The organism is Maridesulfovibrio zosterae DSM 11974, from assembly GCF_000425265.1.
GTDB classification, from domain to species: Bacteria; Desulfobacterota; Desulfovibrionia; order Desulfovibrionales; family Desulfovibrionaceae; genus Maridesulfovibrio; species Maridesulfovibrio zosterae.
This window is the reverse complement of the sequence record NZ_KE384342.1, coordinates 385968-412174: the sequence shown is the minus strand read 5'-3', so window position 1 is coordinate 412174 and position 26207 is coordinate 385968. Positions and strand designations below refer to the sequence as shown.

Below are 26207 nucleotides of genomic sequence, written 5' to 3'. Positions count from 1 at the left end.
CTTCAAAGTATACTATAAAAGATTCTCTTCAAAAATCTGTTTGATACGGTGGCGCAAATTTGTGAAACGTTTTCCAGCCGTTATATTGTTCAGTCCAATATGAAAAGCACGTTTACTGCCTATTAAAACAGCCAATTTTCTCGCACGGGTCAATCCTGTATAGAGCAGGTTACGTTGTAAAAGCAGGTAATGCTGGGAAACAATAGGCATAACCACAGCAGGATATTCGCTGCCCTGTGATTTATGAACGCTTACGGCATATGCCAAAGTTAATTCATCCAAATCAGCCAATTCATAATGTACCATATTACCGTCGAACTCAGCAGTGAGTTCATTTTCTTCAGTATCAATGTACATGACCCGTCCAAGATCACCGTTAAAAACTTCTTTTTCATAATTATTACGCAGCTGTAATACACGATCCCCAACCCTGTACTCAACAAAACCACGCTTAATGGCTTTTCCCGTTGAAGGATTCAGCCTCTCCTGCAGCAAGGCGTTAATTTTCTGAGTTCCAACATCACCCTTATGCATGGGAGTCAAGACCTGTACATCTTTCATGGGATCAAGACCGTATCGCTCCGGTATTCTTTCACAGACTGTCTGAGCAATCATCTCCTGCACTTTCTGTGGAGACTCCTGTGGAATCCAGAAAAAATCGGCCTCAGGAGCATCGGCTGGATGACCTAGAGGAAATTCCCCGTCATTAATCCGGTGAGCATTCACAACAATATAGCTTTCTTGTGCCTGTCTGAAAATATGACTCAACACAGCACTTGGAACCTGTCCACTTTGAAGCAGGTCAGAAAGCACATTTCCAGGACCGACAGAAGGAAGCTGATTTACATCACCTACAAAAATAACGCGACAGGTAAGCGGAACGGCCCGCAAGACTGCGAGACACAGCTGCGCATCAAGCATGGAAGCCTCGTCCACAACCAGCACATCAGCTTTAAGCTTCTGATCCTCATTAAAATAGAAACCGCCACTGTCCGGCGTATATTGCAGCATTCTATGTATGGTTGAGGCCTGACGTCCTGTAGCCTCCGATAACCTTTTTGCCGCACGCCCTGTTGGCGCAGCCAGCTTAACCTTGAGTCCAAGTTCACGCAGAGTCATGACTACGGCACGGGTAATTGTAGTCTTACCAGTTCCAGGTCCCCCTGTGATAATAAAAAATTTATTTACGCAGGCCTCAAAAACAGCTTCCCGCTGCTCATCAGAAAGTTCAAATCCAAGTTCAGTTTCAACCTCTGGTAAAGCCTTTTCAACTTTCTCCCGACTTACAGGTGATGGATGACTGACCAATCCATGCAATCTTTTACAAATTTCGCTCTCAAATCTGTAAAAATGCATTAGAAAAACAGCCTCATCGATATCCTGCTCAACCAGATTCTCAACTCTGACCCGCTTACGTTCCTCCAAGGAGAAAATACCATCACTGATCAATGATAGATCAACCCCGCCAAGCATCTTAGAGACATCTTCAATAAGTTTTTCCTTAGGACTGAACATATGCCCGCCCCTATCACTTACTGAAAATAAAGAATATATAATTGCGGCTTCAATTCGTTGCATTGAATCATGAGCAAATCCAAGTTTGAGAGCCATGGTATCAGCAGTTTTAAAGCCGATACCGCGAATTTCATAAGCAAGCTCATAAGGATTCTCGCTAATTCGGCTTACAGACTGAGCTCCATACAAATTAAAAATTTTGGCTGCATACGTGGGAGAGACATCATGGCTGTGCAGGAACAAGATAAGATTTTTGATCTCCCGCTGCGATTGCCAGGACTCTTTAATTTTCTCAAGTTTCTTTTTGGAGATACCTTTTATCTTGAGCAGCTTCTCAGGCTCATCATCAAGAATATCCAGAACATCTATACCGAAAGTTTTAACCATATCAGCAGCAATGGCCTCGCCTATGCCTTTGATTGAAGAAGATTTCAAAAATCTGATTACACCTGCTTCGGTAGCCGGACGAATACGTTCATAAAAATCAGCCTCAAATTGACGGCCGAATTTTGTATGCTGTTTCCAGCGTCCATGAAACTCAGCAGATTCACCGGGAGTTAGAGTTCCAAGGACTCCGACCACAGTAATCTGTGCAGGTTCATCTTTAGACGATACACGGGCTACAATATACCCGTTCTCTTCATTATGATAGACAACCGTGCGAACTTCGCCTGTCAATGTATCCGACATCATTTCCTGACTTTGTTTAATCGTGCTATACGAGGCTGCTGCAACCTCGCATGATAGGGGAGGTGATGCGCCATAGCGCATTGACAGATGAAAGCCTCTGGTCCCCCAATGGGGTACTGCATTTTGAAATCCAAATATGGATAATAGGCAGTAGAATCAAAAATAAAAAACCAGAGTTGTTGTAAAATTTATAATTTCTGACGATACTCCAAGGACTGCCTGAGAGTTTCCTTATCTGTATACTTCACTTCAGAACCAATCGGGATACCCTGTGCCAAACGACTCAAAGCTACACCCGAAAATCTGTTTTCAATCATATTCTTGATATAGGAAGCAGTTGCTTCCGCATCTACAGTTGCCCCAAGAGCAAGAATAAGCTCCTGAACTTCGCCCTTTTCAAGCCGACTCTCAAGCTTATTAAATTCAAGATGCTGCGGAGTAACACCATCAAGCGGGGAAAGAAGCCCCCCAAGGACCAGATAATACCCCTTGTACAACCCCATTTCTTCAATTGCCAAAAGCGAATCCCATTCTGAAACAAGGCAAAGCTTATCTCTTTCCCGACCAGGATCAGAACAAATACGACATGGGCATGTATCAGTAATGCTGGCACAGTGCTCGCAGATACAGAGCTTCTCACGCAAATCAATAATGCTCTGCCCGATGCCGGTAACCTTCTCTCTAGGCATTTTCAGCATAGTCAATGCTATTCTGAGCGCAGATTTAGGACCAAGACCTGGAAGTTTTGCCAGTTCTTGAGCTACTATACGTAATGGTTCAGGTAAATTATCCAAAAAAAGATCTCCGGCAGCCACAAGGGGCTAAAAATTTTGTATATCTATACAATACCTTGTTTCGATTCATACACATATTTAAAAAACGAAGAGGGAAAAATTGTGAATATTCCCCTCTTCGTTTTAGAGAAATCACCGAAGTATTTGATTTTTTAGAACATACCGGGGATATTCATACCACCAGTTATCTGGGACATTTCTGATTCCATCATAGCTTTTGCTTTCTTATTAGCATCATTTACAGCTGCAAGTACAAGATCCTGAATCATTTCAACATCTCCACTCTCTACGATAGTAGGATCTATTTTGATTTCAAGAACTTCAGATGAACCGTTTACTTTTACATTAACCATTCCGCCACCAGCAGAACTTTCAACTTCGCGAGTTTTAAGTTCATCCTGCAAAGCTGTCATTTTACGCTGCATCACCTGAGCCTGACGTACAAGATCATTCATACCTTTCATTATATTTCTCCTCTGAATTGATTTACTATTTTAACCGCATAGATACTTAATTCTGACCAGACTGAATAATCAGTATTAAACATCCTTACGGGGGTCCACTGAAATAATACTGGCAGCGAAAGAGTCAATGACCCTTCTTACATCAGGATGTGCTTCCACTTCATCCCGAAGTTGCTGTCTGCTTTTACGTTTACCTTTAGCGCTGATTTTAACCTCAACCTCAGTTCCAGCACCAAAATACTCGGCAGCCATGCGGGATATAACACCCCTGCATTCTTTACCGGTAATCTGGCTTTCATGAAAAGGATTGGCGCAAGTCAAGATAAGATTACCATCAATAAGTTCGCCTTTACACTTTCCCAATCCTGAAAGAGAACCATTTACCCCACTATCAGCAACATACTGCATAAACCCGCTAAAATTGCGTGGTCCGCTTGTAACAGGAGTCGCTTGTGGAGCCAAAGCAGCATCCGAATTTGCTGCTGTTCCTGAGTCAGGTTCAGAAGACTCTACAGGTGCAGGATTTTCAGACTCATAGACAGGTGATTGAAAATTATTATCTGTCAGTGAACCTGCCGCGTCAGGCAAGGAGGAATCATCTGATCCCATATCAGTTGCGGCACGATTTCCAGCTGGACGTCCGGATTCACTGCGCCCCATTGGACGACTGTTCGCTGCGGGAGTATTTCCATGCGGCACAGGCTGCTGCATATTCCCCTGACGAGGAGGAGGCCCACCATGTTGCATTCCCTGATTTTGAACTGGAGATTGCTGCGGAGAATTTTCCCATGGCGGAGCTCCAGCTGAATTAGCAGCTGAATTAGTAGAAGCAGTTGGGGCTGCTGTTGGAGCTACAGAAGGAGCTGTAGGCATAGACTGTTGCGCAGAACCGACAAGAGCCCCGGCTCTTTCAACAGAAATTAAATCGGAAAGACTGGCCATATTAAGCAGTAATAGCTCAAGAGCCATAGCCGGCTCTAAACTGGTCATGACTTTGCGCTGTCCGTCCACAGTCATCTGCCAGCAGGCATGAACAAATGAACGGTCAAATGTCTGCGCCCAATGTAAAAATTCCTTAGCTTCCCCGCTGGAAAGATTAAGGAGAGGAATAGCCCTCTCGCCAGACTGACCAAGTAAAAACATGTTACGCCAACAATTTCCGAGCTCACGAATAAAGAAACCAAGGTCAAGACCACGGTCAAGGACCTGCCTGACCACTTCTCCAACGGAAACAAGATCACGTTCGTGAATAGCCTGCATAAGTGCAAAAAAGACATCACGCCCAGCAAGACCTAAAATTGATCGAACATCTTCTTCAAGAAGTTTTTCACTTCCAAGAGCTAAGACCTGACCGAGCAACGACATGGAATCTCGCACACTTCCAGCACCGCGTTTGGCAATAAGATCAATGGCCCCACTCTCAAATTCTACATTTTCCTTATTCAGGATATCAGTAAGGTGAGCTGTCAGTTCCGTTGTTGAGAGCATTTTGAAAGCATAATGCTGGCAACGACTTATGATGGTTGCCGGGAACTTGTGAGTCTCCGTTGTTGCCATAATAAAAGTAGCGTGAGGCGGAGGTTCTTCAAGTGTCTTAAGTAGAGCATTGAAAGCCTGAGTCGTCAGCATATGTGCTTCATCTATGATGAAAACTTTATAGCGAAACTCAATAGGAGCATAACCTATATCTTCTTTGAGCCTTCTTGCATCATCAACTTTACCATGTGATGCGGCATCAATCTCTACAACGTCGACTCCGATACCGGCAGTTATCTGACGACAGTTATCACACTCATTACAGGGTTCAGCTGCTGGAGCGTTTTTACAGTTAAGTGCCTTGGCAAAAATTCTGGCAATGGTGGTCTTGCCTACCCCCCTAGTTCCGCTGAAAAGGTATGCGGGGGCGACCTTATCCTGTGCAGCCGCACGGGAAAGGATTGTTTTGACTGCTTCCTGTCCGGCAACTTCACCAAAAGTTTGCGGACGGTACTTTGCTGTCAGATTCGATGTACTCATTGTGCAGGCAGATCCATGTGGGTTCCATTTTAAAATCAGTTAATCCGGAGCCGGAACCATAAAGGCCCCGGATTAACAAAAAGAACTAAACTTCGTAGTATTCGAGCCAATCAACATACTTCGGATTACCGCCTTTAACAGCGTTGAAGTATTCTTTCTGAAGCAGAGTTCCTACTTCTCCGCGTTTACCAGCACCAATAGTACGGTTATCAACTTCACAAATAGGAGTAACCTCAGCAGCTGTACCACAAAAGAAAGCTTCATCGGCAATGTAAAGTTCATCACGGGTAAAAAGCTGCTCTTCAACTTCGTAACCAAGATCTCTGGCGACCTTCATAAGGCTGGCTCTGGTAATACCTGGCAGAACAGAAGTAAGAGGAGGAGTTTTGATAATACCGTTTTTGACAATAAAAATATTCTCGCCGGTTGCCTCAGATACATAGCCCTGAGTGTCAAGCATAAGAGCTTCATCATAGCCATCTTTAACGGCCTCAACCTTGGCAAGAATTGAGTTTACATAGTTACCGCATGCTTTTGACTTAGTCATCATTGCGTTAACATGGTGACGGTTGAAAGAAGAAGTTTTAACTCTGATCCCTTTTTCAAGTGCGTCTTCACCCAGATAAGCACCCCAAGGCCATGTGGCAATACATACACGAATAGGATTTGAGCCAGGGTGAACACCCATTGCGCCGTCTCCGATGAAAACAAGCGGACGGATATACCCTTCTTTGAGCCCATTAACTTTCAGAGTCTCAAGAATGGCATTATGAATTTCTTCAACAGAGAAAGGAATGGTTATGCCGAGAATTTTAGCAGAATCAAATAGTCTTACTACATGTTCGCGGAGCCTGAACACAGCAGATTTACCATCCGCTGTTGCGTAAGCCCTGATTCCTTCAAAAACACCTGCACCATAATGCAAAGTATGAGTCAGCACATGAACCTGTGCAGCATCCCAATCAACCAATTCACCGTCAAACCAAATTTTTTCAGCTTTCTGAACCATTATTTCCCCCTAATTTACTTCTATAAATATAGTCAGCAGCCACAAAATAACTGCCTTAATGACAACAGAATAAAAGAAGCTAAAAAAAAGAGGGTCCAAGGTCAAGAAGGAACGCGTAAAATGAACGATGAATTGTAAAGATTATGATAATATGTAAGAGTTTAACCCAGGAAAGATCAGACAGGGACAATAGCTCGCCCCTACCTGTCTCCTTAAATTAAACACTCACGACTGAATTTTCAACACCAGCGTACGGAGTTGAAGCGGTTCTATCCGGTTCGCTCTCATTAAACCAGATATTTTTGCCGGCAAGATACCTGAACTGATATTCACGGCCGACTTCAAGATCCAGAGTAACGGTATACTTTCCACTTTTTAATTTTTTCATAGGAGTCGATTTCTCACTCCACTCATTGAAATCACCTACAATATAGATTGCTTCACCGTTCTCAACCTGTTCGTTAGAAACTTCAAACTTAACTTTGCAAACAGGTTTAGTTTTAAGAAACTTCTTGGAAATAGCCACCTGAGCCTCCTGAGTTCTTGGATTATGGTTACGAGCATCAATAATATAATTTTTTTCTATAACTAAATAATCCGTATTTTTTTTTAATGTCAACAAAGATCGAAAAAAATTAGTATCACGTAACCCACTTTCAACAATTGATCATTCTGCAAAAAAAGCCGTCCTTATATTACTTTTAAGCAAAAAATGAAGTATACAGAAAATTAATAGCAAAAAGGCTTGTTTTAGAGATTATAATACGGCCAACTACGCTGTCATATCAACGAATATTCACTTTGACAGCAAGGTGCGCCGTGGTTACAAATGTTTTCCAAGTTTATTTTATATTTAGGAGTAACGACCATGGATAAGTTTCCAAGAGTTCACCGGCTGCCCCCCTATGTGTTTGCCAAAGTGAACGAGCTTAAAATGCAGATGCGCCATGACGGCGAAGATATCATAGATCTGGGTATGGGGAACCCGGATATTCCTACACCTCAACACATTGTGGATAAATTGGTAGAGGCGGCTAACAAGCCCGCCAACCACCGCTACAGTGCGTCCAGAGGCATCAAGGGTCTTCGCAGAGAAATGGCGCTTTGGTATGAAAGAAGATATGGCGTTGAACTGGATTATGATCAGGAAGTGGTCGTTACCATGGGCGCCAAAGAGGGGCTGGCGCACCTGGCGTTGGTTATGCTTTCACCAGGGGATGTTGTTTTTGCACCTGACCCATCATATCCTATTCACCCGTATGCGAGTATTATTGCCGGAGCGGACGTAAGGCGCGTGCCTATCGGAGCTGACAGGGATTTCTTTGAAGACCTGGAGCTGGCAATGCGCCAGACATGGCCACGGCCGAAACTTTTAATTATCAACTATCCGCATAACCCCACAGGAGTTACTGCAGATATTCCTTTTTTCGAAAAGATTGTTGATTTTGCGAAAGAAAATAATTTGCTGGTCATACACGATCTTGCATATGCAGACTTTACCTTTGACGGATATGAAGCACCCAGCTTTCTACAGGCAAAGGGAGCAAAAGATGTCGGCGTAGAATTTTTTTCACTATCTAAAAGCTATTCCATGCCCGGCTGGCGCGTAGGTTTCTGCTGCGGGAACAGAGAAATGGTTCAGGCGTTGACCCGTATTAAAAGTTATCTGGATTATGGCCTTTTTCAGCCTATCCAGATTGCCGCTTGCGCCGCCCTTTCTGGTCCGCAGGATTGTGTTCGTGAAATTATGAATACCTATCAGGACAGACGGGATGCACTTTGTGAAGGCCTTCAGCGTATCGGGTGGCCAGTAACTCCTCCCAAAGCAACCCAGTTCATCTGGGCAGAGATACCTGAACAATTCAAGCATCTCGGTTCCGTTGAATTTTCAAAACTATTACTGAGAGAGTGTAAAGTTGCAGTCGCCCCCGGACTTGGGTTCGGAAGCTATGGTGACAGCCACGTGCGTATGGCTCTCGTAGAAAATAGACAAAGGATCAATCAGGCTGTTCGCGGAATGAAAGATCTTTTTGACAAAGGTTAAAATATAAGTATTCAAATTCAGTACAGGCTGGACGGTGCTTCGGTCTGTACTGAATTTAAAAATAAAAGCTGGTTAATTACAAATTATTAAACAGCTAGAAGAGGTTAAAATTGCAGACTGTTAAGCTAGCCATAGCGGGTTTCGGCACTGTTGGAACCGGACTTGCCAGAATTATTGAAGAAAATAAAGATGTCATTCTTGCACGTTGTGGTAAGAATTTTAAACTGACTTCCGTGCTCGTACGCGACATCAATAAAAAAAGAGACTTCCTTCCTGGTCCTGAAGTTAAATTCACAGCTGATCCTGATGAATTTACATCAAATCCTGATGTAGATATTGTTGTCGAACTTATGGGCGGGATAACCGTTGCAAAAGAAATCGTCATCAAAGCTCTTAAAGCCGGCAAGCATGTAGTTACTGCAAACAAACATCTTTTAGCTGTTCATGGCATTGAACTTTTCAGAGTTGCTGCTGAGAACAAAGTAGGACTATACTATGAAGCCAGTGTTGCTGGCGGCATTCCAATTATCCAGTCAATAAAAGAATCGCTTGCGGCTAACCGTATCAAATCTATTGTTGGAATTTTAAACGGAACCGCAAACTATATTCTTTCAGAAATGTCCACGAATGGACTTGAATTTGACACAGCTCTCAATCAGGCAAAAGAACTTGGATATGCTGAAGCCGACCCGACCTTTGATATTGAAGGAATCGATGCTGCACATAAAGTTGTAGTTCTGGCTCGCATTGCTTATGGTCAGGATTATCCTCTTGATGAATTACCAATCGAAGGCATCACTAAAGTTGAAGGACAGGATATCCGCTTTGCCCGTGAATTCGGATACCGCATCAAGCTTATCGGTCAGGTGCGTGATGTTGGCGGAAAACTGGAAGCAGGAGTCTTTCCGGCACTTGTCAAATACACCCTGCTGCTGGCCCGTGTAGGCGGAAACTACAATGCAATACGCGTTGAAGGAAACGCAGTCGGACCGGCATTTTTTCATGGTCAGGGAGCAGGATCATTACCAACCGGCAGCGCAGTTCTTGCTGACATTATGGCACTCTCCAAAACAGACACTCCAGATAACACCGGATTCTGCAACGCTCCAATCAAAAAGGCTGAAATACTTTCACCGGAACTTGCAACCTCAGAATATTACTTCCGCTTTACTGTTCAGGATAAAGCAGGTGTAATGGCGGCCTTATCAAAATGTCTGGCAGAATATAATATTTCTATTGCTCAAGCAGTACAGAAAGGTAATCCGTCTGAAAAAGACATCCCGGTTGTTTTCACAACCCATCAGGCCAGTACTAAAGATGTAAATGCTGCACTTAAAGAAATAGACAACATGCCATTTATTACCCGCCAGACGGTTAGTTTGCGCATTTTAAAAGGATAGCCTGATAATATGAAACTTCTTTTTCTAGTTGCTGACGGCATGGGCGGATGGCCTATAGAAGATCTTGATGACAAAACTACCCTTGAAGCTGCTTATACTCCTAATATGGACATGCTGGCAGGAAAAGGTCTGGTCGGAACATGCAGAACTGTTCCTAAAGGCATGGCTCCAGGGTCTGATGTAGCTAATATGTCTCTTCTTGGCTTTGATCCCTCAGTTTATCATACTGGACGAGGGCCTATTGAAGCTGCTGCGCAAGGACTTAAACTTGATCCTGATGATTTGGTATGGCGTATGAATCTGGTCAATATTTCCGGATTTGAAGAAGATGGAACTATGTACGACTATTCTTCAGGCCATATCGGAACAGATCAATCAGTGCCATTGGTAGAAAAGCTACAAGCTGAACTAGGCAATGACGAATTCACATTTTACCCAGGAATTCAATACAGACACCTGCTGGTACATAAAGGAGGTGCAAAAAAACCTGAAAGCAAGCTCGAAATTCGCCCGCCACATGACCTTACTGATAAACCAATTGGTGATGATGTAAAAGAATTTGCTAAAAGTCCGCTCATGGACAAGCTGGTTCGTGACGCAGAGAAAATTTTAGCAGGCAATGGAACTAAGGCCGTATCCATATGGCCATGGGGACAAGGCAAGCCATTAATCCTACCGCCTTTTCAAGAAAAGTTCGGTATGAAAGGCGCAGTAATATCAGCAGTAGACCTCATCAAGGGACTTGGCCGAGCCTCAGGTCTGAAAGTAATTGATATAGAAGGTGCAACCGGATTAGTTGATACCAACTATGAAGGTAAAGTTGAAGCTACTCTCAACTTTCTAGAGCATGGAGATTTCGTATACGTACACCTTGAAGGCCCGGACGAAGCTGGACACATGGGTAGTGTCGAAGATAAAATCACGGCTATTGAAAGATTTGACAAGCTCATAGTAGGTCCACTGCTGAAAAAATATCCTCTGGATCAGGCTTCTTACGTTATCACCTGTGACCATTTCACTCCTATTGAGACTAGAACCCACGATGAAACACCTGTCCCGTTCATTATGACCTCTCCACGCTGCATTGCTTCAGGTATAGAATCATTCAGTGAACAGATCGCTGATCGTGCAGGGATCATTATCCCCGAAGGTCATGATTTCATGCAGTGGGTTTTGGATAAAATCAAATAATCATGAACAACAGCAAAGAATTTCCGACCCCCTGTACATGGTATAATCACAGTGTTTCCTACGGTGAAACCGATGCTATGGGTGTTGTATATTACGCAGAGTACCTGCACTTCTTTGAACGCTCTCGTTCACTGTTTATCCGTGAACGTGGTATGAGTTACAATGAAGTGGAAAAACGCGGAGTATATCTACCTGTGCGAGAAGCATCATGCAGGTATCGCATTCCTGCTCACTATGATGACCAGCTCAACATCCAAGTAGGAATCAGTGAATGGAAACGTGCTTCTGTAAAATTCAGTTATGACATATACAAGGAAGACCGTACCTTGCTAATTGCCAGTGGATTCACTGAACATGCCTGCACAGATAAAAATGGACGCCCTGTGCGTATACCAGACTGGCTCAAAGAAATATTTTAGTAAAAACTAGATAGAAGTTGCGCTTTAAACTATAATTGGTCTTATACACATAAAAGTGCCATATGAATTATAGTTATATTTATAATCAGCACTTCACAACGGCCATATGAAACTTATTATTTACTTTCCCCTTTGAGATTCTCGTCACATTAATCTGACACAGATTCCCCTGAGAGGATTTTATACAGGATATGAGCGTGACTACGCCCGTATCCTGACTATTTTAATTCAAACACATAACTTAGCCTTTCCGACTGGACAACAAAATGTATTATGACGTTCACACTCACGCTTTCCATCCCAAAATCGCCGATAAGGTCATAACTCAACTTCATGACCATTACGGCATTACAGCAATTGGTAATGGACATCCTGAAGATCTGCTTGCACGAGCTCAAAAGGCCGGGCTGGATAAAGTAATTATTCATACAGCAGCAACATCACCTGATCAGGTGATTCCAGCTAACAACTGGTCCATTGAACTCATGAAATCTGACCCGCATATAATAACCTTCGGAACGATGCACCCAGACTATGATGATCCTGAAAAGGAATTTGCCCGCCTTGAACGAAATGGCATTAAAGGGCTTAAATTTCATCCAGATTTTCAGGGATTTTTCATGGATGACCGTAAATTTTACCGCATTCTAGAAATGATACAGGGCCGATTTGTAGTTATGCTTCATATCGGCGATAAACTTCCACCAGAAAAAAACCCATCCTGCCCGTTAAAATTGAAAAAAATTCTTCAGAACTTCCCACGATTAAAAGCAATCGGAGCACATATGGGAGGACTCTACCATTGGAAATGGGTTGCTGAAGAACTAGCGGGAATGAATGTATATTTTGATACATCAAGCGCCATGCCTTTTATGGATCATAATGTGTTGCTTGATATTATGAACAAGCATCCGCGAGAACAAATACTTTTCGGAAGCGATTATCCTCTTTTTGATCCAGGAGAGTCTATGAAAGAATTACAGCATACTTTAAAACTGACTGATACAGAGATGGAAATTCATCTCAGTGCTGCTGATCATTTATTAAATTAGATTCATACAATTAATCCCTGTAAAAGCTATACGTGCTTTTGCAGGGATTAATCATATCTAAAACATACCTACTTTCCCACAGCATGTTTTCCCATGAAGTATACTATTATATGGTGGAACGGTCTTATCAAATTAAAATATAAAGGACCGGTCCAATTGCGATAATGAACTATCGTAAATATGTGAAATTTGGTTTTTCCATTACTAAGAGGAACAGCAACTGCACCGATATATCCGCATAAATGTTTATCCTCAGCTTTTCCTACCCAGTATTCATCGGGCTTAAAGTCTACGGATGTAAAGAAATCAACTTTCCCGCCTGGAGTATAATCCAACTTTTTTTGCATAGCTTTGGTATGACCTATTTCACCATGCTCAAGCCCCATTAATTTAGCAATGACTGACCTGACTTTATAAAGCCAGCATAGCCATAACGGTTCATAACGGATTAATCGATCTAAAAATTGTTCAAGTGAACAGTCCCCGATGACAACCTTTGAGTCAATATGATCAGCATTGCCTATCAACTTATCTAGAACAGCAATGGAGCGCACAGCTTGTATTGAGTCATTCATGGATTCATCCTCCCGAGTTCAACAGTCCCTATTGGTGCATGATTAATTTTAGCAAAAATAGATTCGACCTCTGCCCATGCGATATCAGACTTCATAATACCTCCATTAGCCACTTACAGGAATATTATATAATTCATTCAGCAACAGGTTTACTATTTCCATTGCTTCATTGCCCACAATAGGAGGAGAAACCATTCTTACCCCAACAAAAATGGCATAATCAATTTTAGCAAGCACAGCTGCCCGCTCGGGGTTCCCACACAACTCTTCAAAGATCAGCCTCAAACACTCAATGCGCATATTATCAACTTTCTGTAGATACTTTTGCGCAAGAGTATCCTGCTGTGCCCAGGCACGAATGCTTATTTCAACGTTCATCGGATAGTCTACAGAGACTTCAACCATTTTTTTGTACCGTTCAAGCGCACTTGCACTTGAACTTAATTCCTGCACCCTATCAATTGTCCACACCTGCACCCAGTAATCCAGCATCCGGTCTAAAAAATCCACTCTATTCTTAAAATGATGGTAAAATGATCCCTTGGTCACTCCCATTTTTTTACACAAAGCGCTGATAGTCAGTTGCTGAATGCTTTCGGTTTCAAGCAACTGTAATCCAGTATCCAATAAATTCTCCGCAGAGTATCGCTGCCCGTGTTCATTCATATTTAAGTCCATTATATTTATCCTTCTTAGCTATTCACCTCAATACCATACCGTATGGTATGTTTAAATTATACAAATTCAGACAAAACTGTCAATAAAATTTGTGAAGCATCATTTACCTTACCTTTTCAAACATTTGAAATAGGTCCTTTGGGTGTAAGCCTATTTCAGAACGGGACAAAAAGAAAAAAGAGCCGTCTGTGGGGCATCCACAGACGGCTCTTACAAATACCTTTTGATCCAAGTATTAAAATCTAATTATGAACTCTTACACGCTTGGGGTGACATGCGTTGTTTGCACAAGGAGCAATAGCGATATCAGACTTGCCTTCCTTATTCAATTTCACGTGACAACCACGACAGCTGCGATCACTGTGTAGAGTATGGAATGCTTTAAAGTAAGACTCTGGCTGGCCTTTACGAACAAGCTCATCATGACATCCCACAGAAGCACATGACTTAATCTGTGACTTGCCGTCCCATGTGTGGTGGCATTTCACACAGTTAACATCCTGATGTTCAAAATGAGAAAACTTGACCTGAGCAAAACGGACCTTGTTAAGCACGTCAGGACGCTTGAACTCCAAGTTAACAGGAAACCTTACAACCAGATCTTCAGTGACAATAACTGGATTCTCGCTGGAGATACTAGCAATTTCCTCACTCAAATGGCTAGTAGTCGTTGCATAAATAATAACGAGAACGGCAAATACAACTGCCATCCCTACATACATAAAATTCGTCTTCATTCTATTCCTCCTCATGAAAGTCGTAACTTTCTACTCAAAATCTGGAATTATTTCAATAAAAATGCGTAGATGTATATGCTCTGCAACTAGCAAATCAAACTTTAAGAAGGACTACAACTGAGTCATTGAGAAATTTTTCACACAATCACACTGCATGCAAAATTAAATTCAGATACTGTAACTTCAAGCCGAAATCACTGCACATCACATTTTTTACATGATCTAATGCATAAATGTTATATTAAATACTGCTGGAAACGCATATTCCAACAAGGGCTATATATAATTCACAACCAAACCAATATGCATGTTTATCTGATCTGAAAATTTAAAAAATTTACTTTTTTTTCTATAATAACAATTATCAACCATTTGCATCGGCAATACGTGGCTTGTAAAGCACAAAAAACCAACACTTTAAATAAAAAAAGCCTCCCTTTGAATTACAAAAGGAGGCTTGTATAATACAATTTAAAAACCTTATTCGCGAACACCTGCCATCAGCAGGCCAATATTATCAATCTTTGCTTTATCAGCAACTGAGAATTCATCCATAATCTGTCCGCAATACATCACTGCTACGCGATCAGCCAACTGCAAGGCTTCACCCAGATCTCCTGTCACAAGAAGTATACCAGCCATCTTGCGAGCTTCCAGAAGTTTATTCCAGACTTCCTCAGTAGCAGAAATATCAAGTCCCTGTGTCGGCTGCTCAGCAACGATCAGATGAGGCTGGCGGTATAGTTCGCGAGCAAGTACCATCTTTTGCAAATTCCCGCCTGAAAGCTGCCATGCAAGAGCCTGAATACGACCAGGACGAACATCATAATCCTTAACAAGCTCTTCGGCTACTTTTGCAGCCTTATCACGTTGTAAAATTGGACCTGAAGTAAACCCCTGACGGGTTGTAAGCAACAAGTTGTCAACGAGATCGAGGTTACGTGCAGTAGCAAGATCAAGACGATCTTCGGGTATATATGACATGGAGTTATTCCATTTCATTTCCGCAAAAAATTTGCGCCACGGCTTGTTCATTATAAAGATGGTATCCTTAGGAGGTTTACGTAAACCGCATACACCCTCCACAAGTTCCTGCTGCCCATTTCCTGCCACTCCGACAATGGCAACCACTTCACCTTTGCGAACATCAAGATTAATGCCTCTCAAGCCGATTCCGGTCATATTTTTTACTTCCAGAACCTTATCACCTATTTCCACATCCTCTTTATGTATCTCTAAAAGAACTTCCTTACCTACCATCCGGCAGGCAAGATCTGCTTTTGATACAATTTTATTACGAGGAACTTCGGCATCAATTTCACCACGGCGCAAAATTGCAACCTCATCAGCAATTGCCATAACCTCTTCAAGTTTATGACTGATAAATACGACAGATTTACCTTGTCTGGTCATAGCCCAAAGAGCTTCAAAAAGACGAAATGCCTCGCGGGGAGTAAGGACTGCAGTTGGCTCATCAAAAATAAGCACCCGGCTTTCACGGTAAAGCAGTTTGATAATCTCAACCCGCTGCTTCTCGCCCATAGAAAGATCCTGAACCCGTGCAGAAGGATCAATCTCAAGTTCATAATCCTCGGCAATCTGGCGAACCCTTTCATTCATCTCCTTAGGACTGACAAAAAAAGAACCTTCCTGACCAAGCAAAACATTTTCGGCAACGGTCATTGTATCCACCAACATAAAATGCTGATAAACCATCCCGACCCCAGCCTTGATTGCATCCTTGGAATTTGAAAAATCAACCCTCTGCCCGTCCACTTCAATAAATCCTTCGTCAGGCCTGAAACGTCCGGCAAGCATGCTCATGAGAGTACTTTTACCGGCTCCATTTTCACCGAGAAGAGCTTTGATACGACCGGGGTATAAATCCAGAGAAATATTATTATTGGCAACGACCTTGCCGAATCGCTTGGTAATACCTTTAAGGGAAATGAGTGGATCACAGCCATCAAAGCCAGTGGCCTTCTGACACTCAGGGCGGCTTAAATCTTGAAATGAACTCATATGAATCTACCTACCCTTCCGGCTCAATGTTAATTCCAAGATGTGCCGGAGCATTTCCACTGCGGCCTCTCACTGCAGAGAAAATAAGGACAAGAATTGTTAAAGCATAAGGCAGCATCAATAGTAAAGAAGATGGAATATGTGTTCCGATTGCCTGAAGACGAAGCTGAAATGCCATAACCCCTCCAAAGAGATATGCACCGAAAACAGCCCTTCCAGGACGCCAAAAAGCAAAAATAACCAGCGCAACAGCAATCCATCCACGCCCACCGGAAAGCCCGTTGGCCCAAAGATGGGTATAAGCAAGTGAAAGATACGCCCCGCCAAGACCGATAAGAAAACCGCCGCCTAAAAGTGCTATCCAGCGCAAACGAACGGCTTTGAGTCCAACAGCGGCAGCGGCGGCCGGCTTTTCCCCAACAGCTGTTATCGCCAGCCCCAAACTCGTTCTATTTATAAATAGCATAAAAAGAACAGGAATGATGAAGGACACGTAAACTAGAGCATCCTGTTTAAAAAAGATATCACCCAGATAGGGAATAGAAGAAAGAAGTGGAAAGCTGAATTTATCAAAACCGTCAATACCCATGCCTATAAAAGGAGTGCCCAGAAAATTACACAGCCCAGTACCAAGGATGGTCAGTGCAAGTCCGGAAACAACTTGATTACCAAGACAGGTTATACAGACAATTCCGTGCAGCATGGCCATAAATGTTCCGGCAATACCACCACAGAAGAATCCCAGCCAGGCATTACCTGTGGTCAGACTAACGACAAAAGCGACAAAAGCCGCCATGCTCATCATCCCCTCAACACCTAGATTCAGTACTCCACCCTTCTCAGTGAGAATTTCACCGAGAGTAGCATACAAAATTGGAGTTCCTGACTGGACTGTAGCTGCCAGCAAAGGCACAATAAAACTTTCCAACATATTTCACCCAAAAAGGTTAGAAGTCGAACTTACCGTTCAACTGTCTATTTTTTCTTAACAATCTTGTATGTGACCAACATCTGCCCGGCAAGAACAGACAAAAGAATCAATCCTTCCATAATAGAACCAAAAGAAGCAGGAACCTGAAGCTCAAGCTGCATATTTTCTACACCGACTCGAAGCGCAGCCAGCAGGTAAGCAGATATTCCAATGTAAAGAGGGTGCAGTCTTGCCAGCCATGCTACGACAATTGCAGTATAACCGTAGCCGACCATAATACTGGTTTGAAGCCTATTAACAGTGGCGGAAGTTTCAATACAGCCGGCCCATCCTGCAAGAGCACCTGAAATAGCCATAACCAGAATAGTCAGCATTCCGTATGGAAGCCGGGAATACATGGCTACCTTGATTCCTTCCCCGGCAATCTTAATTTCATAGCCCAACCGGGTGAAGCGCATAAAAGCCCACATGGCAAGACCGGAACCGATACAAACAGCAAAGCCCCAGTGCAAACGGGTTTCTCCAATTTGACCGATAATTGCTGATGGTGAAAATTCAGGTGTTACGGGAAAACCAAAGCTTGCGGGATCTTTCCAAACTCCGAATACAAGGTATTCAAGTAGAAGTATTGCGATATAATTGAGCATCAGGGTTGAGATAATCTCATTAACTTGCAGCTTAAGCCGTAAAATAGCAGGAATATATGCCCAAAATGCACCGCAAACTGCGGCACAGAAAAACATGAGCGGCATAAGCAGAAAACCGGGGAGATCTGGAAAGTTGAGGGCGGCCCAGGTCGCACCGATGGCTCCCAAAGCAAACTGTCCTTCAGCTCCGATATTCCATACCTGCATTCTGAAAGCTGTAGCAACACCCAATGCACAAAGAAAAATCGGGATAGCTTTTAAAAGGGCATCTTCCAAAGCCCATGAAGCACCAAAAGACCCCTGCCAGAGCACAAGGAGTCCTTCAACAGCAGATTTACCCTGCAATTCAAGCAGGAGCGCACTTACCCCGAAAGAAAAGACCAGGGCGCCCACGATAATAATCGGAGCACCCCAGTTCCAAGGTTCGTCACGCTTTTGTAAGCGATAAGCCAGCATAAATTATTACTTAGTATTTCCAATTACGCCGTCAACAAACCAAGACATACCGAGCAGTTCGGGATCAGTCATGGATTTTCCGGCAGGAACAGCTTCTTTACCGTTCTGGTCTTTAAGAGGACCTACGAAAATAGCGTTGTTTCCTTTGATTATATTCTGCTTTGCAGCAGCAACTGCATCTTTAACATTCTGTGGAACCATTGGGCCGAAAGGAGCAATATCAACAACTCCCTGATCCATTCCCCACCAGAGGGACTCATCACCTTTCCAAACTCCGTCGCGAACCTGTTCAACAGTATTCTTAAACAGAGGAGCCCAATTCCATATAGCTGCAGTCAGGTGAGATTTAGGAGCCATCTTGGACATATCAGAATTATAACCGATAGAATATTTTCCGCGCTCCTGAGCTGCTTCCTGAGGTCCGGGAGAATCCTGATGCTGAGTTATTACGTCAGCTTTCATGTCCAGCAGACTGATTGCTGCGTCTTTTTCAAGAGCAGGATCATACCATGACTTTGTCCAGACAACGCGGACAGTTGCTTCAGGATTAACTGAACGGACACCGAGAGTAAAAGCATTGATACCACGAATAACTTCCGGAATAGGAAATGCAGCAACGTATCCGATTACATTTGATTTAGTCATCATACCGGCAACAATACCTGTAAGGTAGCGAGCCTGATACATACGACCAAAATAGTTACTCATGTTAGGTGTGCTCTTGAAACCGGAGCAATGCATAAAAGCAACTTTAGGGAACTTTTTGGAAACTTTGACCATTGGATCCATGTAACCAAAACTGGTTCCGAAAATTACATCATAACCTTTACGTGCGAAATTTAGAACAACGCGCTCAGAGTCTGGTCCTTCAGGTACGGACTCAACAGCAGAAGTTTCAACCCAGGGCAATTTATCAATAGCCTTACGGCCCTGATCCTGTGCAAATGAGTAACCTTCATCACCCACGGGAGAAATGTAAACAAAACCGACTTTGAGCTTTTCTTTCTTAGCTCCAGCAAAACCAGCTGTAGCCATCATAACAGACATTGCTGCAACGATGACCATAATCATAACTTTACGCATCATCCACTCCTTGATTCAATTAAAAAACTTCTGAAGCCCCGCACAAACGGCGTCTTCCCTCAGTACGTAATATAAGGCAAAAGGCCTAAACAAAAAAACAAATACACAACCAGCCCCCGGACAACCTTGTCCGACAGCTGGCAAATGTACTGTCTGTTTCGACCTTAAATATATCTTAAAGCTAATTAAAAGCTTTAATCATCTTCTTTAGAAACTTTTACAATAGGCTCTGCAAACTGAGTTGCACTGTCCCAAGGAAAAAGAATCCATGTATCCTGGCTTACTTCGGTTATATAAGTATCAACCAAAGGACGTCCTTCAGGCTTGGCATAAACTGTTACAAAAAGGGCTTTGGGTACCATTTCCCTAACCAGTTTCGCTGTTCCGCCGGTATCGACCAGATCATCTACCAGCAGCCAACCTTCACCATCACCTTCGAAATTTTTAAGAACAGTGGCTTTTTTTTCCTGAGTTTTCCAATCATATGTGGAAATGCAGACGGTGTCGATAAATCTTATATCCAGTTCCCTTGCCAAAATCGCTGCTGGAACCAATCCTCCACGGGTTATTGCCAGAATGCCTTTAAACGGCCCTTTATCCAGCAATTGCCATGATAAGGTTCTACAATCCCTGTGTAACTGATCCCATGAAATAGGGTACATTTTTGAATATCTGTCTGCCTTGGACAATTTTAGCTCTCCTTGTTTTCCAACTATGTACGCGGTTTCCCTAGCCCAAGGAAAGCAAGAGGGCAACATAAAAATAAACACCTAACCGAATTTATGAATATTTTTATCTGCGAGATATTCACAAATAAACTTTCATAAAAAAATAAATAAGTTTCCAAATATCCAATAAAGTATGTAACTAGAAGATCAAATATGCATTTACACTACTGATCACAGATATTCAACTGCGTGCAACTTCAACTGATCCTGTCTTTAACATGAATTTTTAATTTTACATAAAACTTCAGCAAGGCTAAAAGAAGTCTTATACGAATAACAAAAAAACAGTGGATGATTCTAACATGCGACACAAAGAGATAAACAAATATAAATATCGGATTACTCTTCCAGTAATTATTATTTTATCACTTATGGCAGTTTATTCCTTTCATTCTATTATTATAGAGCAAAAAAGAGTGAGTGACACCCGTAATCGATTAGTTGAACTAAAAACAACAGCCTATTATGTTTATACAAAATCATCGGGACTTGAATACAATCTTCACCGTTTTAAATCTCTTGTGGAAGAACTGAAAAAAATTCCAAAAGAGAATGTTTTTTATAAGCTTATTCATGCAAATGATGATGAACTTTTCATTGTAGCGAAAAGGTTTATTGATGCTACTGCAACAGAGACTCAGCAAGCAATGAATACAGCTCTCAAAAATCTGGATAATACGCTTAGCACAATCATAAATAATACTTTTGAAAACTATAAATCAGAAATTAATACTAAAATTAAAATTGAATATGCAATATTATTTCTAATCTGCATTTTAGGGATCATCCACTATTTCCTAGTTGACAATCCAATGCGTCACGAGCTTAATCGAAATGCCCGTGAAAAAGAGACCAGTAAATCTACTATCCGGAAACTTGCTGAACGCGATACTCTTACAAATCTTCCTGGACGCATGAAGTTCTATGAAGAATCAGAACGGGAGATTTCATCAGCCACTCGCTACGGGTCAGATCTATCCCTGATTAAGATGGATATACATGACTTCAAAACCATCAATCAGAAATATGGACAAAAAGCAGGTGATAAAATTTTGGCAGGTTTCGCCAGAGCAGTACGTAAGCATCTTAGACGACCAGATAGCTTTTTTCGCGTAGGAGGTGATAAATTTATCATTCTCGCGCCGCATACTACATCAAAAAACGCTATTAACTTAACTGACAAAATACAAAGTATCGTGAGCAACTACAGACCGCTCAAAGATATCCCTTTTAAAATAAACACAGGTATCGCCTCCTGCGGACAGGAAGATACAACCGAAACATTACTCAACAAGGTGGACAATGCTCTAAAAGAATCCAAAAAAAAAGGACCTGGCTCTGTGTACCTCATCGCTGAATCAACTCAAATATCCGAAAAATAATATGATTAAAAAAATTTCATTCTCCATACTGACCACAATTGCTTTTTTAACAATAACAGCGTGCTCCACACTGCAAAAAGGACAAATTCAACCTGTCCATAATGCAACACATGTTTCCTCACTCAATAAATGTCAAATACCGTTACAAGATTTTTTTAAAAATCCGGTTGCCAATTCTTTTACTATTTCCCCAGATGGGACTCAGATAGCCTGGACTGCCCCCTGGCATGAACGAATGAATATTTTTGTAAAAGATCTTTCAAATAACAAAATAACTAGAGTGACAAATGCCACCTCCCGAGATGTATCAGGATATTTCTGGGGAGGTAATTCACGAATAATATATGGTCAGGATAGCGGAGGAGATGAGAATTTTCATACTTTCTCTGCTCCACTGGACGGAAGCGGAGCCGTTGACCTCACACCATATGAAAATACACGCACTAATCTTCTTGATGACCTTGAGAATGATGAAGATCATATCCTCATCACTATGAACAAGCGTGATCAGCGATCATTTGATGTTTATAAATTGAACATAACAAATGGTGAGAACGAACTGATAGCTCAAAATCCCGGAGATATCGTAGGATGGATGACTGACAATGATGGACAGTTGCGCATTGCCATTGCTGTCCGTAACGGGAACAACGTTATTTTATACCGTAAAAATGAACAGGAAATATTCCGTCCTATTAAAACAACCGACTTCCGTACTACTTTCGCCCCTCTTTTCTTCGATTTCGACAATCGTAAAATATATGTAGCCTCCAATATTGAAAGAGATAAGACCGCTGTTTATCTTTTCAATCCTGACAATCAAAAACTTGAAGAGCTTATTTTTGAACATCCCGACGTAGATGTTTCACAACTCCTACGCTCTAAAAAACGTAAAATAATCACCGGTGCGGGATATTATTCAGATAAAGCCCACTATGTTTTTTTTGATGACATACGCGAAGAAATTCAGTCTGACCTTGAACAACAACTTTCAGGCTATCAAGTTGCTGTAACAGATTTAAATAAAGATGAAACTAAAATGATAGTCCGCACATACTCGGACCGCAGCTTAGGAGCCGGATATATTTATGATATTGAGAGCAGGAAATTAAATAAAATTGCTGAGGTAAGTCCATGGTTTGATGAAAACAATATGGCTGCCATGACTCCTATATCATTCACATCCCGTGACGGCCTGACAATTAATGGCTACCTGAGTCTTCCAGTAGGAAAAAAAGCAAAAAATCTCCCTGTGGTCCTCAACCCTCATGGAGGACCATGGGCACGCGACCACTGGGGATTTAATCCTGAAATACAATTTCTTACCAACCGTGGAATTGCCGTATTGCAGGTAAATTTCAGAGGTTCTACTGGATACGGCCGACAGTTCTGGGAAAAGGGCTTTAAACAATGGGGTCGTCAAATGCAGGATGACCTTACAGATGCCGTTGACTGGCTGGTTAAGCAGGGTATTGCCGATCCAAAACGTGTAGCGATTTACGGAGCATCATATGGAGGCTATGCAACACTTGCAGGTCTAACCTTCACCCCTGATGTATATGCCTGCGGAATTGACTATGTAGGACCATCTAACCTCTTTACTCTCATGGAGACACTGCCTCCCTACTGGGAATCAGAACGTGAAAGGTTCTACATTATGGTGGGTGATCCTGTGCGTGACTATAAACTTTTGCGCCAGATATCGCCAATATTCCACGTAGACAATATAACTGCCCCACTTTTTGTGGCTCAAGGCGCTAATGATCCCAGAGTAAAAAAAGATGAATCGGATCAGATTGTTAAAGCGCTCCGAAGCCGAGGTGTAAATGTTGAATACATGGTGAAAGAGAATGAAGGGCATGGCTTCATGAATCAAGAAAACAAATTTGATTTTTATGAAAAAATGGAACTTTTCCTGAAAAAACATTTGCTGAAAGAAAATTAAATACAATCAGTCACAATATAAATAACCAACAGAGAATAAACAGGCAGAGAGCTTAGTCCTCTGCCTGTAAAAAAATCATGACCGGAATAATATTTACATCACGAACTATACAGCAAACAGCAAAAAGACCTTACTAAAAACGACACACCTATCGCCTCAGCAGTGAAATCCCCGATATCTTATTAAAAGTACCTACAGCAAAAGCATCAGTCATGCCTGATACATAATCGACAATCTTCTGCGTATTTTCATAAACACCTAAATTTTCAGAAGGCCTGTACAAATCAGGCAACAATTTTATGGATTTCTGACACTTGGAACCAAGCGTTCCTTCTTTGTGCAATTCACAGACTATCTGACCGAAAAAATCAAGAATTTTCCACAACACTTCATATGCAGCTGCTTCTGTATCAATAACTTCTGTTGAGTTATATACTTTTTCTATGGCTATTTTTTTAAGCATACTGAATTCATCAGCCATACTGATCTGTTCTGTCAGGCTGGAAGTGAAAACTCCATCCAGAATAGCCTGCTCATTACTCATAAAAATTTCACATGAATTTGTAACCAGAGTATTTATCGTCGTCGCACGCAAATACTCTACCTGTTCTTTTTTACTATCAATACCGGATACACGTTTGGCTATTTTCGGGTCATTACCTAAGATTGCCATAAATGTATCATAGAGCTCATCAAATGAAACAAGACCTAGACGATGACCGTCTTCCATATCAACAACATGATAACAAATGTCGTCTGCGGCTTCGACAAGATAAGCAAATGGATGGCGTGCCCATTTGTTTTCAGCAATTTCCACAAGCCCCAGATGAGCTGCTATTTCAGTATAGGTCACGGCTTCACTTGTAAAAATACCGAACTTTTTCTTTTGCGTAACATGTTCAGAAACGTACGGGTATTTTGTAAATGCTGCCAGCGTTGCACAGGTAAGCTGCATTCCTCCTTTGCTGCCCGGACGTTGCAATGCAAGCACAGTGCGCAATCCCTGAGCATTGCCTTCAAATAAAGAAAAGTCCGTACGTTTACTTTTCTCTATCCATGTACACAAATTCTGCCCAATCTCAGAATTATCAAACCAGTCTCTGATAGCATCTTCGCCAGAATGTCCAAACGGAGGATTTCCAATGTCATGCATGAGACATGCTGTAGCAACTACAGTCCCCGGCTCCGCAGGCATTAGGTCAAGACCATGCTTTTCAATAAGCTTACTTCCCACCATATAGCCTAGTGAACGTCCTACAGATGAAGTTTCAAGGCTATGAGTTAATCTAGTACGCACATAATCACTTTTTGATAATGGAAAAACCTGTGTCTTATCCTGCAATCTTCTAAATGCCGATGAAAAGATTATCCGATCATAGTCACGTTGAAACTCACTGCGATCATGATCAATGTTATCGGATTTAGATTTTCCAACTCTCTGCTTACTGAATAAAGTTTGCCACTGCATCTGACAGATATCCTTATTAAAAATATATAAAAATCATATAGGAACAACTTTTTAAAAAAAATTGGCTTTCCTAATTTTCCATCAATAAAAACGTAACTAGTCAAGATTACATTTAAAGGAAAGGAAACGATTAAAGTCAATTCTTCAAATTACAATCAATGGCCGATGTTATACTTGGAAAGTGTTTGTTCTTATGCCCGCGATACTTTTCCATGATTCTTTTTATTGTTCCATCAGCAGTCATTTCCTTTAAGGCTGTATTAAAACGATCACGGACATTACGTAAATTGCGTTTTTTGAGAAATGACACATAAACTTTATTCTTACCTATTAACGGTTCTAATCGTTTGATATACTTATCAAGATCTGCACTTTGTAATGTGTAAAGAGTAGATAAATCATCTGCTATGAAAAAATCAAAACGTTTTTTGATCAATTTAGAAATATTCATTAAAACAGACTCGCCGACTTCCACATTTTTAGTTTTATTTTTCTTTATAAATACATCTAACTCGGGACCATAGCTATAATTGTCTATTACCCCAAAAGTACACCCCATAAGTCTGTGAAAATCACCATTAAACTTAATTTCTGAATCCTTACGTACAAAAATAGCCATTGATGCCATTCTGACAGGATCACTATAATACATATATTTTTCCCGTTCAGCGGTTTTCAGTAACTGAAACAAACCGTCAACACTACCATGCTCTGCCATAACAAGGGCTCGCTTCCAAGGCAGAAATTTAAAGGTAACAGTATCACCCATTCTTCTGAAAGCTTCAGTAATAATTTCCACATCAAGCCCACTTGCAGAGCTACCACACTGATAACCATATGGAGGAGAATTCAACGATGCCAAAGTATAATTTTCAGCCCAGCTGACAGTACACAATGAAAAAAGAAGAAATCCTGTAAAAAATAAAAATCTCATTACAACTCTTGGTTTAAATTTCACACA

General features: G+C 41.7%; 23 protein-coding genes. 7 read left to right on the top strand and 16 right to left on the bottom strand.

Annotated features, from left to right (window positions below; genetic code table 11):
- Window positions 1-12: 12 nt before the first annotated feature.
- The 6 genes from recD2 to H589_RS0113390 form a co-directional block, all read right to left on the bottom strand.
- Complete coding sequence (recD2, locus tag H589_RS0113415; protein ID WP_035076054.1) at window positions 13-2205, bottom strand: SF1B family DNA helicase RecD2; 2193 nt, start codon at window positions 2203-2205, stop codon at window positions 13-15.
- A 188-nt stretch (window positions 2206-2393) separates the two neighbouring features.
- Window positions 2394-2999 (bottom strand): recombination mediator RecR, encoded by a 606-nt coding sequence (gene recR, locus H589_RS0113410; protein ID WP_027722497.1) that lies wholly within the window; start codon window positions 2997-2999, stop codon window positions 2394-2396.
- Window positions 3000-3151: 152 nt separating this feature from the next.
- Window positions 3152-3463 (bottom strand): YbaB/EbfC family nucleoid-associated protein, encoded by a 312-nt coding sequence (locus H589_RS0113405; RefSeq protein ID WP_027722496.1) that lies wholly within the window; start codon window positions 3461-3463, stop codon window positions 3152-3154.
- Between the two features lie 75 nt (window positions 3464-3538).
- Window positions 3539-5479 carry a DNA polymerase III subunit gamma/tau gene (gene dnaX, locus H589_RS0113400; RefSeq protein WP_027722495.1) on the bottom strand — a complete coding sequence of 647 codons (1941 nt, stop codon included), beginning with the start codon at window positions 5477-5479 and terminating at the stop codon, window positions 3539-3541.
- Between the two features lie 85 nt (window positions 5480-5564).
- Window positions 5565-6488, bottom strand: coding sequence for a branched-chain amino acid transaminase (locus H589_RS0113395; RefSeq protein ID WP_027722494.1), 924 nt, complete (start codon window positions 6486-6488; stop codon window positions 5565-5567).
- A gap of 217 nt (window positions 6489-6705) precedes the next feature.
- Window positions 6706-7014: an isoamylase early set domain-containing protein gene (locus H589_RS0113390; protein ID WP_027722493.1), complete on the bottom strand. Its 309-nt coding sequence runs from the start codon at window positions 7012-7014 to the stop codon at window positions 6706-6708.
- Window positions 7015-7356: 342 nt separating this feature from the next.
- Here H589_RS0113390 and H589_RS0113385 point away from each other — a divergent pair, with 342 nt between their 5' ends.
- The 5 genes from H589_RS0113385 (at window position 7357) to H589_RS0113365 (ending at window position 12594) form a co-directional block, all read left to right on the top strand.
- Window positions 7357-8532, top strand: coding sequence for an aminotransferase class I/II-fold pyridoxal phosphate-dependent enzyme (locus tag H589_RS0113385; RefSeq protein WP_027722492.1), 1176 nt, complete (start codon window positions 7357-7359; stop codon window positions 8530-8532).
- A gap of 110 nt (window positions 8533-8642) precedes the next feature.
- On the top strand, window positions 8643-9932 hold the full coding sequence (locus H589_RS0113380; RefSeq protein ID WP_027722491.1) for a homoserine dehydrogenase: 1290 nt from the start codon (window positions 8643-8645) through the stop codon (window positions 9930-9932).
- A gap of 9 nt (window positions 9933-9941) precedes the next feature.
- Window positions 9942-11123, top strand: coding sequence for a cofactor-independent phosphoglycerate mutase (locus tag H589_RS0113375; RefSeq protein WP_027722490.1), 1182 nt, complete (start codon window positions 9942-9944; stop codon window positions 11121-11123).
- Between the two features lie 2 nt (window positions 11124-11125).
- On the top strand, window positions 11126-11542 hold the full coding sequence (locus tag H589_RS0113370) for an acyl-CoA thioesterase (protein ID WP_027722489.1): 417 nt from the start codon (window positions 11126-11128) through the stop codon (window positions 11540-11542).
- 266 nt (window positions 11543-11808) lie between these two features.
- Window positions 11809-12594, top strand: coding sequence for an amidohydrolase family protein (locus H589_RS0113365; protein ID WP_027722488.1), 786 nt, complete (start codon window positions 11809-11811; stop codon window positions 12592-12594).
- A 68-nt stretch (window positions 12595-12662) separates the two neighbouring features.
- Here H589_RS0113365 and H589_RS0113360 read toward each other — a convergent pair whose 3' ends face one another.
- The 8 genes from H589_RS0113360 to gpt form a co-directional block, all read right to left on the bottom strand.
- Entirely contained in the window at window positions 12663-13169 is a 507-nt protein-coding gene (locus H589_RS0113360; protein ID WP_027722487.1) for a DUF2867 domain-containing protein, read from the bottom strand.
- A gap of 105 nt (window positions 13170-13274) precedes the next feature.
- Window positions 13275-13847: a TetR/AcrR family transcriptional regulator gene (locus H589_RS0113350; protein ID WP_027722486.1), complete on the bottom strand. Its 573-nt coding sequence runs from the start codon at window positions 13845-13847 to the stop codon at window positions 13275-13277.
- 242 nt (window positions 13848-14089) lie between these two features.
- Entirely contained in the window at window positions 14090-14584 is a 495-nt protein-coding gene (locus H589_RS0113345; RefSeq protein ID WP_027722485.1) for a cytochrome c3 family protein, read from the bottom strand.
- A 480-nt stretch (window positions 14585-15064) separates the two neighbouring features.
- Window positions 15065-16606 (bottom strand): ABC transporter ATP-binding protein, encoded by a 1542-nt coding sequence (locus H589_RS0113340; protein ID WP_027722484.1) that lies wholly within the window; start codon window positions 16604-16606, stop codon window positions 15065-15067.
- Between the two features lie 10 nt (window positions 16607-16616).
- Window positions 16617-17537, bottom strand: coding sequence for an ABC transporter permease (locus H589_RS0113335; RefSeq protein ID WP_027722483.1), 921 nt, complete (start codon window positions 17535-17537; stop codon window positions 16617-16619).
- A gap of 44 nt (window positions 17538-17581) precedes the next feature.
- Window positions 17582-18640, bottom strand: a complete 1059-nt coding sequence (locus tag H589_RS0113330; RefSeq protein WP_027722482.1) for an ABC transporter permease — start codon at window positions 18638-18640, stop codon at window positions 17582-17584.
- A 6-nt stretch (window positions 18641-18646) separates the two neighbouring features.
- Window positions 18647-19723 (bottom strand): BMP family ABC transporter substrate-binding protein, encoded by a 1077-nt coding sequence (locus H589_RS0113325; RefSeq protein WP_027722481.1) that lies wholly within the window; start codon window positions 19721-19723, stop codon window positions 18647-18649.
- Window positions 19724-19917: 194 nt separating this feature from the next.
- Complete coding sequence (gene gpt, locus H589_RS0113320) at window positions 19918-20385, bottom strand: xanthine phosphoribosyltransferase (RefSeq protein WP_425411466.1); 468 nt, start codon at window positions 20383-20385, stop codon at window positions 19918-19920.
- A gap of 353 nt (window positions 20386-20738) precedes the next feature.
- On the opposite strand from gpt, the gene H589_RS0113315 reads away from it, so the two are divergent.
- Complete coding sequence (locus H589_RS0113315) at window positions 20739-21833, top strand: GGDEF domain-containing protein (RefSeq protein WP_245577154.1); 1095 nt, start codon at window positions 20739-20741, stop codon at window positions 21831-21833.
- 235 nt (window positions 21834-22068) lie between these two features.
- Window positions 22069-23778, top strand: a complete 1710-nt coding sequence (locus H589_RS0113310; protein ID WP_245577152.1) for a S9 family peptidase — start codon at window positions 22069-22071, stop codon at window positions 23776-23778.
- Between the two features lie 148 nt (window positions 23779-23926).
- Here H589_RS0113310 and H589_RS0113305 read toward each other — a convergent pair whose 3' ends face one another.
- On the bottom strand, window positions 23927-25246 hold the full coding sequence (locus H589_RS0113305) for a deoxyguanosinetriphosphate triphosphohydrolase (protein WP_027722477.1): 1320 nt from the start codon (window positions 25244-25246) through the stop codon (window positions 23927-23929).
- Between the two features lie 136 nt (window positions 25247-25382).
- Window positions 25383-26180 carry a substrate-binding periplasmic protein gene (locus H589_RS0113300; RefSeq protein ID WP_027722476.1) on the bottom strand — a complete coding sequence of 266 codons (798 nt, stop codon included), beginning with the start codon at window positions 26178-26180 and terminating at the stop codon, window positions 25383-25385.
- Between the last annotated feature and the right edge of the window lie 27 nt (window positions 26181-26207).

Bases quoted from the DNA above. Each gene is read 5' to 3' on its own strand.
- H589_RS0113365 (WP_027722488.1), top strand. From the start codon at position 11,809: ATGTATTATGACGTTCACACTCACGCTTTCCATCCCAAAATCGCCGAT.
- H589_RS0113310 (WP_245577152.1), top strand. From the start codon at position 22,069: ATGAATATTTTTGTAAAAGATCTTTCAAATAACAAAATAACTAGAGTG.
- H589_RS0113385 (WP_027722492.1), top strand. From the start codon at position 7,357: ATGGATAAGTTTCCAAGAGTTCACCGGCTGCCCCCCTATGTGTTTGCC.
- H589_RS0113395 (WP_027722494.1), bottom strand. From the start codon at position 6,488: ATGGTTCAGAAAGCTGAAAAAATTTGGTTTGACGGTGAATTGGTTGAT.
- H589_RS0113325 (WP_027722481.1), bottom strand. From the start codon at position 19,723: ATGCGTAAAGTTATGATTATGGTCATCGTTGCAGCAATGTCTGTTATG.
- H589_RS0113360 (WP_027722487.1), bottom strand. From the start codon at position 13,169: ATGAATGACTCAATACAAGCTGTGCGCTCCATTGCTGTTCTAGATAAG.
- recD2 (WP_035076054.1), bottom strand. From the start codon at position 2,205: ATGTCGGATACATTGACAGGCGAAGTTCGCACGGTTGTCTATCATAAT.
- H589_RS0113350 (WP_027722486.1), bottom strand. From the start codon at position 13,847: ATGGACTTAAATATGAATGAACACGGGCAGCGATACTCTGCGGAGAAT.
- H589_RS0113300 (WP_027722476.1), bottom strand. From the start codon at position 26,180: ATGAGATTTTTATTTTTTACAGGATTTCTTCTTTTTTCATTGTGTACT.
- gpt (WP_425411466.1), bottom strand. From the start codon at position 20,385: ATGTACCCTATTTCATGGGATCAGTTACACAGGGATTGTAGAACCTTA.
- H589_RS0113335 (WP_027722483.1), bottom strand. From the start codon at position 17,537: ATGTTGGAAAGTTTTATTGTGCCTTTGCTGGCAGCTACAGTCCAGTCA.
- H589_RS0113370 (WP_027722489.1), top strand. From the start codon at position 11,126: ATGAACAACAGCAAAGAATTTCCGACCCCCTGTACATGGTATAATCAC.
- H589_RS0113405 (WP_027722496.1), bottom strand. From the start codon at position 3,463: ATGAAAGGTATGAATGATCTTGTACGTCAGGCTCAGGTGATGCAGCGT.
- H589_RS0113340 (WP_027722484.1), bottom strand. From the start codon at position 16,606: ATGAGTTCATTTCAAGATTTAAGCCGCCCTGAGTGTCAGAAGGCCACT.
- H589_RS0113345 (WP_027722485.1), bottom strand. From the start codon at position 14,584: ATGAAGACGAATTTTATGTATGTAGGGATGGCAGTTGTATTTGCCGTT.
- dnaX (WP_027722495.1), bottom strand. From the start codon at position 5,479: ATGAGTACATCGAATCTGACAGCAAAGTACCGTCCGCAAACTTTTGGT.
- H589_RS0113330 (WP_027722482.1), bottom strand. From the start codon at position 18,640: ATGCTGGCTTATCGCTTACAAAAGCGTGACGAACCTTGGAACTGGGGT.
- H589_RS0113305 (WP_027722477.1), bottom strand. From the start codon at position 25,246: ATGCAGTGGCAAACTTTATTCAGTAAGCAGAGAGTTGGAAAATCTAAA.
- H589_RS0113375 (WP_027722490.1), top strand. From the start codon at position 9,942: ATGAAACTTCTTTTTCTAGTTGCTGACGGCATGGGCGGATGGCCTATA.